The sequence below is a fragment of the Actinomadura sp. 7K507 genome (genome assembly GCF_004348425.1).
Classification (GTDB): domain Bacteria; phylum Actinomycetota; class Actinomycetes; order Streptosporangiales; family Streptosporangiaceae; genus Spirillospora.
Map to the genome: position 1 here is coordinate 1 of NZ_SMKK01000320.1, position 8,566 is coordinate 8,566.

Annotated in this window: 6 protein-coding genes and 1 pseudogene; 5 read left to right on the plus strand and 2 right to left on the minus strand. The window is 71.7% G+C overall.

The window, feature by feature from the left end:
* Positions 1-140 precede the first annotated feature (140 nt).
* Both E1285_RS40845 and E1285_RS40850 read left to right on the plus strand, forming a co-directional pair.
* A complete protein-coding gene (locus tag E1285_RS40845) occupies positions 141-833 on the plus strand; it encodes a response regulator transcription factor (protein WP_132159972.1) in 693 nt (230 codons plus the stop codon).
* Positions 830-2,260: a HAMP domain-containing sensor histidine kinase gene (locus E1285_RS40850; protein ID WP_132159973.1), complete on the plus strand. Its 1,431-nt coding sequence runs from the start codon at positions 830-832 to the stop codon at positions 2,258-2,260. Before E1285_RS40845 ends, E1285_RS40850 begins: the two co-directional genes overlap by 4 nt.
* Before the next feature lie 223 nt (positions 2,261-2,483).
* Here the strand turns inward: E1285_RS40850 and E1285_RS40855 are convergent, their stop codons facing one another.
* Entirely contained in the window at positions 2,484-4,634 is a 2,151-nt protein-coding gene (locus tag E1285_RS40855; protein ID WP_132159974.1) for an MMPL family transporter, read from the minus strand.
* A 320-nt stretch (positions 4,635-4,954) separates the two neighbouring features.
* On the opposite strand from E1285_RS40855, the gene E1285_RS40860 reads away from it, so the two are divergent.
* Both E1285_RS40860 and E1285_RS47945 read left to right on the plus strand, forming a co-directional pair.
* Positions 4,955-6,130, plus strand: a complete 1,176-nt coding sequence (locus tag E1285_RS40860; RefSeq protein WP_165966972.1) for a site-specific integrase — start codon at positions 4,955-4,957, stop codon at positions 6,128-6,130.
* 68 nt (positions 6,131-6,198) lie between these two features.
* A pseudogene (locus E1285_RS47945) lies at positions 6,199-6,363 on the plus strand (VOC family protein); the annotation flags it as partial.
* A 74-nt stretch (positions 6,364-6,437) separates the two neighbouring features.
* Here the strand turns inward: E1285_RS47945 and E1285_RS40870 are convergent.
* Positions 6,438-7,868 (minus strand): PLP-dependent aminotransferase family protein, encoded by a 1,431-nt coding sequence (locus E1285_RS40870; RefSeq protein WP_132159976.1) that lies wholly within the window; start codon positions 7,866-7,868, stop codon positions 6,438-6,440.
* 47 nt (positions 7,869-7,915) lie between these two features.
* Here E1285_RS40870 and E1285_RS40875 point away from each other — a divergent pair, with 47 nt between their 5' ends.
* The gene (locus E1285_RS40875) at positions 7,916-8,401 is read left to right on the plus strand and encodes a carboxymuconolactone decarboxylase family protein (protein WP_132159977.1); all 486 of its coding nucleotides are present in this window, start codon (positions 7,916-7,918) and stop codon (positions 8,399-8,401) included.
* Positions 8,402-8,566 lie beyond the last annotated feature (165 nt).

An 8,566-nucleotide genomic window follows, 5' to 3' on the forward strand; every position in this document is an offset into this window, starting at 1 on the left:
GTGACCCAACGCCCGCACCTTCCCCCGCCCCCGTCGCCGGTAGTGGCAGCGGCGGGTCCCCAGCTACGCGCTAATCCTGCTCTCAGGTTGATCGGGGACACTGAGCGGCAAAAGCATGGACTGGAAGGGGGCGGGCCGGCGTGCGGATCATGATCGCGGATGATGAGAGGGCCATCCGTGAGTCGCTGGAGCGGGTGCTCCAGGTCGAGGGTTACGACACCAGCACCGTCGCCAACGGTCTCGCCGTGCTCGACGGGGTCGGGGGGGCCGGTGGTGACACGCTGGATCTGCTGATCCTCGACGTGATGATGCCCCGCCTCGGCGGGTTGGAGACCTGCCGGCGGTTGCGGGCCGCGGGCCGGGATCTGCCGGTGCTGATGCTGACCGCCCGTGACCAGGTCTCCGACCGGGTCGCGGGGTTGGACGCGGGCGCCGACGACTACCTGCCCAAGCCGTTCGCCACCGAGGAGTTGCTGGCCCGGGTGCGGGCCCTGCTGCGCCGGCGCACGCCGCCCGACGGGGAGTCGCAGGTCCTGTCGTTCGCCGACGTCCGGCTCGATCCCGACAGGTTCGAGGCGTGGCGTGGCGGGCGGCCGCTGCGCCTGACCCGGACCGAGTTCTCCCTCCTGGAGGTCCTCGTGCGCAACGCGACCCGGGTCTTGACCCGCGACGCGCTGTTCGAGGCGGTCTGGGGCTTCGACATGTGCGCCACCGCCAACAACCTCCAGGTATACGTGAGCTACCTGCGCCGCAAGATGGAGGCCGAGGGTGAGCCGCGATTGATCTACACGCTGCGCGGCCTGGGATACACGTTGCGGGAGACTCCTCCGTGAGCAGGCCCGCCGGCCGGGAACCGCGCCGGCTGACCCGATGGTGGCGCCGGCGGTCCCTGCGGACCAGGCTGACGGTGATCGCGGCGACGGCCATCGCGGTCAGCGTGTTCGCGGCCTTCCAGGTGGGCATCGAGCTACTGAACTGGGAGCTGCAGGACACCGCCGAGAACCAGCTACGCGCCGACTCCCGCGTCCTGGCGACGAACGCGGAGCGCGCCGGTCTGGCGCAGGTCCAGCTACCGCCGTATCCCGGATCCGGTCAGCTGGTGCGGGTCATCCTGCCCGACGGCTCGACCCGGACGCCGGCCGGCCAACCCGCGCTGCCCCCGGTCAGCGAGCACGCCGGGCGCGTGGCGCAGGGCGCGTCGGCCGGACTGATGGAGTCGAACGACAGCGACGGCTACTTCATCTACACGCTGCGGGCGGGCGACGGCGCGGTCCAGGTGGCCCGCGTCGCCGCCGACGACAGCCCGATCACCCGGTTCGGGTTGGGCATGCTGCTGATCGGGCTGCTCTGCGTGGTCGGCGGCGCCCTTGTCGGGCGGGCCGTGGCGCGGACCGGGCTGGCACCGATCGACCGGCTGACCGCCGCCGCGGTACGTGTCGCGCACACCCGGGATCTCGACGCCGACATCCCGGATGAGGGCGGCGGGGAGATCCGGCGGCTGATTCAGTCGATCAACGACATGCTCGCCGCGCTCCGGGACTCCCGGCGGGCCCAGCGGCTGCTCGCCGAGGACGCCGCCCACGAGCTCAAGACCCCGCTCACCAGCCTGCGCCTCAACGTCGAGTTGCTGATCCGGCTCGATCGGCGCGGCACCCTGGACAGCGCACTGCCGGCGGAGAGCCGGACCCGGCTGCTCAACGATCTCGGCGCCCAGGTGGCCGAGTTGAGCACCCTTGCCGCCGAGCTGACCGACCTGGCGCGCGGTGACGTCAGTGACGAGAGCACCGAGCTGCTCGACCTCGCCGACGTGGTGGTGGCCGCCGCGACCCGGGCGCGTTCCCGCGTGCCCGACATCGAGGTCGCGCTCGACCAAACCTCCGTGTGGGTGAGCGGGCGTCCCGCTGCGCTCCAGCGGGCGGTGCTCAACCTCATCGACAACGCCGGCAAGTGGTCCCCCGCGGACCGGCCGGTCCAGGTCCGGCTCCGTGCCGAGGGCGCGTCGGCGGTGCTCGAGGTCGACGACGCCGGGCCGGGTATCGACGCCGCCGACGTACCGCGGGTGTTCGACCGGTTCTACCGTACCGACAGTGCTCGGGCGTTGCCGGGATCCGGTTTGGGGCTGTCGATCGTGCAGCGGGTCGTCGACACCCACGGCGGCCGGGCCACCGTCGCCCGCTCCGCACGCGGTGGCGCGCTGCTTCGTGTCGACCTTCCGGCCGCGGCCCCGCCCGCCCCGACCGCGCGGCTCACCGCCGGGTAGGACACCGCGGTGCGCTGACCCGCCCTGGGGGCGCGGCGCAGGACAAGGGTCGGCGGCCCTCGGGCATGGCCCCGCGCGGCTCACCGTCGGGGCAGGACACGGTGCGCCGACCCCGGCCCCGGCCCCGGCGCGCGGCGCGGGACCGAAGGGCGGCCGTCGGGCCCATGAAAAGATCCGGGACGGGCCTGGGTCCCCGTCCCGGATCTCGTCCGTGCCGCCGCGCTCACCGTTGCAGCGTGGGCTCCTCGTCGTCGGCGAGCGACTGTTGACCGTCCGGCAGCTCCGCCGCTGGACGGGACAGCCGGCTCGGCCACCAGATCCGCCGGCCGATCAGCAGGGTGAGGGCGGGCACCAGGACCGACCGCACCAGCAGGGCGTCGAGCAGCACGCCGAAGGCGACCAGGAACCCGACCTCGATCAGCATCACCAGCGGAAGTGTGGTGAGGACCGCGAACGTGGCCGCCAGGACCACGCCTGCCGAGGTGATGACGCCACCGGTGGCGGAGAGGGCTTTGAGCATGCCCTCTCTGGTGCCGAGACGCACGGTCTCCTCCCGGGCCCGGCTGGTCAGGAAGATGTTGTAGTCGACGCCGAGCGCCACCAGGAACAGGAATGCCAGCAGCGGCACCGAATAGTCGATCCCCTTGAACCCGAGGATCGTGTCGAAGACGAACACGCTGCCGCCGAAGGCTGCGGCGAATGAGACGATCACGGTGGCCATCAGGACCAGCGGGGCCACGATCGCGCGCAGCAGCAGCCCGAGGATGATCAGGACGACGGCGAGCACCAGCGGTATTACCAGCTTCTCGTCGCGGCTTGTGGTCACCTCGGTGTCGAGGTTCTCCGCACTCGGCCCGCCGACGATCGCCTCCGCCCCGCTCACCGCGTGCACGGCGGTGCGCACCCGCTTGATCGTGTCGTACTCTGCGGCGGTTTCCGGCGCGTCCGTCGGGAACACGGAGATGCTGGCCCAGCCACCGCTGGTCTCCTCCGGGATGGCCAGGGCCACACCGCGAGTGTCCTTGACGATGTCGAGCACCCGCTCCTGGTGCGCCGGCCGCGTCAAGATCGTCATCGGCTGGCCGCCGAGCTCTGGGAAGTGCTGGCTGAGAACGGTGAAGCCGGTGACCGACTCCGGCGCGGACAGGAACTGGTCCTGCTCCCGCAGGGTGCCGGTGTTGCCCGCCAGCCCGATGGCGAGCATGCCGAGGATTCCGAGCGAGCCGAGCGCCGCAACCCACCGGCGGCGGTTGATGGCGGTGCCAAGCCGTCCCCACAGCCCCGGCTTCTCCTCCACGGCCGTGCTGAACCGCGGGATGGCCGGCCAGAAGATCCGCCTGCCGAGCACCACGAGCACCGCCGGGAACAGCGTCAGCATGGCCACCAGCGCGCACAGGATGCCGGCCGCACCGATCGGGCCCAACCCGCTGGTGCTGTTCAGGTCCGCGACGAGCAGGCAGAGCAGGCCGGCGACCACGGTGGCCGCGGACGCGGCGATGGCCGGCGCCGCGCTGCGTAGCGCGTGGACCATCGCGACCCGGACGTTCTCGTAGTGGTGCAGTGTCTCCCGGTACCGGGAGATGAGCAGTAGCGCGTAGTCCGTGCCGACGCCGAATACCAGGATCGTCAGCAGCGCCGAGTTCTGGCTGTTGACCACGATGCCGAAGCCCTTGACGAGCAGGTAGACGGTCGCCATCGCGGTCAGTGCGGCCGCGCCCACGACCACCAGCGGGATCAACCACAACACCGGGCTGCGGTAGGTGAGGATGAGCAGGAGCGTGACGACGGCGACGGTGGTGAGGAGGACCTGCAGGTCGATGCCGTCGAAGACGGCGTCCATGTCGCCGTCGATTGCGCCCGGGCCGGTCACGTCGAGTTCCAGGCCGGCGGGGCGATCCTTCGCGGCGTCACGCAACGGGCCGACGATGGCCTCCGGTTCGCCGTAGGTCGTGCTCACCGGGAGGGTGAACATCATCGCCTTGTCGTCGGTGGAGGATCTCGTCGGTGGGCCCTCGTCCTCGCCGCCGGCCGGGGCCGCCGCCTTCGGCGGGTACCGCTTGGCAAGGGTGTTGTAGTGGCGCTCGACCGTCGCGCGGTCGGCGTCGGTCATGCCGCCGGCGCGGTGGTACACGAAGACGAACGTGTTGTCGTCGCCGCCGGAAAGACTGTCCTCCAGCACCGCCACCTTGGTGGACTCGGCACTGGCCGGCAGGGTGTCCGCGGCGCTGTCGGTGGTGACCGAGCTCAACTTTCCGCTCAGCGGCACCATGAACGCCGCCAGCACCATCCACAGGCCGATCACCAACCACGGCACCCACCGACCGGCCAACCGACCGGCCGGCCCTTCCCCGGACGGCGCTCCGTCGACTGCCATCACTGGCCTCCTACATACGGGTCACGTCGCTGATCTGATGCCTGCTTCCTACCGAGCGAACCTGAGACGACGGTTAGTACTGAGGTGCCACGGCTTCTGTGATGGGAGGCAAACCAGGAGGAGCTCGTGTCGCCCTAGCCCGAGGCTGTGCTGTCGTGCTCGGTGGGCCAGTCTGTCGCCGTCCGTGACGGTCGATGCATCCACTGCAGACCCACCCTGCCCTTATGAGAAGAGCGAGGAGTGCCGGTGGTGTGTACCGGCGATGCGGCTGCGAGGATCCCGACAGTGGCAGGGCGATAGGCCGCAGGTGCCCGCGGTTGGTGGCCGAGCGCAGCCACGGTAGCTGGTACCTGCTCCTCGAACTGGGAACCGGAACGGACGGTCATCGGCGTCGTGTCCGCTGTGGCGGTTTCCCGACCCGCAAGGCCGCGCTGGAGGCGTTGGTGCGGTTGCGCGGCCCGGCCGGGAGTCCGCTCACGGTTGCCCCGTGGCTGCAGCGGTGGTTGGACAACCACCAGGGCGCGCCGTCAACGGTGACCGGTTACGCCGATCATGTCCGGCGGTACCTGACCCCGCAGCTGGGCGGGCTGCTGCTGGGCGAGCTGACGGTGCGGCACCTGCGGGAGATGATCGCCGCGATCGTCCACGAGCATGAGCGGGATGGTCGGCCGCTCAAGCAGGCGACGCTGAATCGGATCCGGGCCACCTTGCGCAGCGCACTGAACACCGCGCTGCGGGACGGCCTGATCGCCGAGAATCCGGCGGCATTGCTGGCGATGCCGACGGCGCGGCGGCCGCGGGCGGTGGTGTGGACGTCCGCCCGGGTGGAGCAGTGGGAGCGGACGGGGGAGCGTCCGGTGGTGGCGGTGTGGACGGCCGAGCAGACCGCCGCGTTCCTGCATGCCATCCGCGGTCATCGGCTGTACGCCGCCTACCATGTGATCGCGCTGCGGGGGCTGCGGCGCGGTGAGGCGGCCGGGCTGCGCTGGGTGGATGCGGACCTGGAGCACGGCACCGCGACCATCTGCCAGCAGCTGCAACGGCGCAACGGCCGCCTGGAGGTGTGTCCGCCCAAGACCGCGCACAGCGCCCGCGTCATCGCGCTGGACCGCACCACGATCGCCGCGCTGCGGAGGCACCGGGGCCGGCAGCGTGCGGAGGCCGCGGCCTACGGGGACCGGTACCGCGACAGCGGGCATGTGTTCACCAACCTCAACGGTGACCCGGTCTCTCCCGGACGGCTCACGCACGTGTTCCAGAAGATGCTGGCCGAGCGTCTTCCCCGTGCCGCTGGCTGCCGTTCGGTGCCGCCCCGTCTCGGAACCGCCGAGCAGACAACGAGCCAACATGGAGTCAGGGGTGTTCGTCCACGACTTGGGGAGGGGCTCGTTGTGATCGGCTCGGCTCGCGATCGGGGTCACGTCCAGCGGAGTGGTGTAATAGTTGATCTTCGCGTGATCCTTTTTCTGCGGGTTAAGCGCGTGACCCGTTCTTGAAGCACCTTCAGACGGACAGGAACTCGCGCCAGCGGCAAACATGAGGATGCCCCCGGTCGCCCCCGCCCTTCTACCGCAACATTCTGGGCTTCGAGGTCCGCTGTGACGTCGGAAGCGGAACGATGCGCTGGATCGCCGTCCGGCCCCGCCCGGCGGCCCGGCAGCCCGGCACGTCCTTGGCCCTGACGGCTCCCGGCATCGTCGACGACGAGCGCCGCACCATCGCCGAGATGAGCACCCCCGTGGCGTCTGGTCGGGCAGGAGGAGCCTGCACGCGGGTTCGCCGCGTCGCGCAGGGGTGCGCCGGTCAGTGCTCTGCGGGGTCGGGCGGGAGGATACGGCACAGCGCTTCGATGGCCTCCGCGTAGCCGTGGTCTGGAGGGGCGGCGTAGCCGACGACCAGTCCGTCCTGGGCGGGCATGGTGGCGTCGGGGTGGCGGAAGTCGGCGAGCCCGTCAAGGGCGATGGACTGCCAGGTGGCGGCCTTGACCGCGGAGCGCTCCGTCCACGGCGGCAGGCGCAGGACCGCGTGCAGCCCGGCGGCGACGCCGGTGGGCGCGATGTGCGGGGCGCGGGCGGTGAGGGCGGTGACGAGCCGGTCGCGGCGCGCGCGGTAGCGCTGGCGCATGCGGCGAACGTGCCGGTCGTAGTGCCCCGAGTCGATGAAGTCGGCGAGGGTGAGCTGGTCGGCCACGCCGACCCATGCCTCCCGCTCTCCCTTGGCCGCCAGGACGGCCGGGACGAGGTGCTCGGGCAGCACCATCCAGCCCAGTCGCAGCGCCGGCGACAGGCTCTTGCTGACCGAGCCGATGTAGACGACCCGGTCGGGGTCGAGGCCCTGGACGGCGCCGACCGGTTCGCGGTCGTAGCGGAATTCGCCGTCGTAGTCGTCCTCCAGGATCACGCCTCCGCGGGTGCGCGCCCAGTCCAGCGCGGTCATGCGCCGCTCGGGGTGCAGCGGCCCCCCGGTCGGGAACTGGTGCGCCGGGGTGAGCAGCGCCGCCCGCACCCCGTTGAGCTCCGCCAACTCGGCGGTGCGGGCGCCGTCGGCGTCGAGGGTGAGCGGGACGGTCCGGACGGAGGCGGCGGCCAGGAGGGAACGGTGGAAGCCGAGCCCGTACGACTCCACGGCCAGCGGGCCGTGCAGGACACGGCCGCCGAAGAGAAGCCTCAGAGCGTGGGCGAAGCCGGAGCATACGACGATCCGGTCGGCTGCGGTCCGGACGCCGCGCGCACGGGCCAGGTACTCGGTGAGGGCGCGGCGCAGTTCCACGCGCCCTTGCGGGTCGCCCGGGCCGAAGGCTTCGTTCGGTGCGGCGTTCAACGCGCGGCGGGCGGCGGCCAGCCAGGCGGACCGCGGGAACGAGGAGGCGTCCGGCTGCCCCTGCCTGAGGTCGTGCGCCGGCGGCGCGGGACGCGCCGGCGCTGCCTTCGGTACCCGGGGCGGGCGGACCGGCTCGGTGCGGGGCGCGACGCGGGTGCCCGATCCCTGCCGGGCGATCAGCCACCCCTCGGCGACCAGTTCAGCGTAGGCGTTGGCGACGGTGTTGCGGGCCAGCCCGAGGTCGGCGGCGAGTGACCGGTACGAGGGGAGCCGGGTGCCCGGGGCCAGGCGCCCGTCCCGTACGGCCTCGCGGAGCGCGCCTATGAGGACGGCGCGGCGGCTGCCCGGTCCGGCAAGGTCCAGATGCAGGTCGCTGCCGAGTCGTTCTGCCAGATTGACCCACGATTTCGTCATGAAAGTGCACCTTATACGAGGTCTATTGGCTCCCTAGCGTGGTGGTCATGACGCATGAGAACACCATCGCCACCGTCGCCCGGGTCAACTTCGCCAAGGCCGCCCCCAAGGCGTTCAAGGCCCTGATCGGCTTCGACGCCGCGGCGCGCGAGGGTCTGGACCCCGCCCTGGTCGAACTGGTCCAGATCCGCGCCTCGCAGCTCAACGGGTGCGCCTACTGCCTGCACATCCACACCTCCGACGCCCGCAAGGCCGGCGAGAGCGACGAGCGGCTCCTCATGATCGCCGTCTGGCGGGAGGCGGCGGGCTTCTTCACCGACCGCGAGCAGGCGGCGCTCGACCTCGCCGAGGCCGTCACCATGGTGTCGCGGGGCGGCGTCCCCGACGCGGTCTACGCCCGCGCGGCCGGCCTGTTCGGGGAGGACGAGTTGGCGCGGCTGCTGGCCCTGATCTTCACGATCAACACCTGGAACCGCATCGCCGTCAGTACCGCGAAGGTGCCGGGCACCGACGAGCGAGCGCCCCGTCCATGACGGCCGGTGCGGCGCGCGAGCGCCGTACGGCCTGACGTGATCCCACCGGCCGCCGCCACAGGCGGCCGGTGCGCCAGATGCATCCGGGTGATCCGGCCGCACCGGCCACCACCTCCTCTGACCGTGCCGGTCCGGACGTCCGGGCCGATCCACCCGCCCCGACCC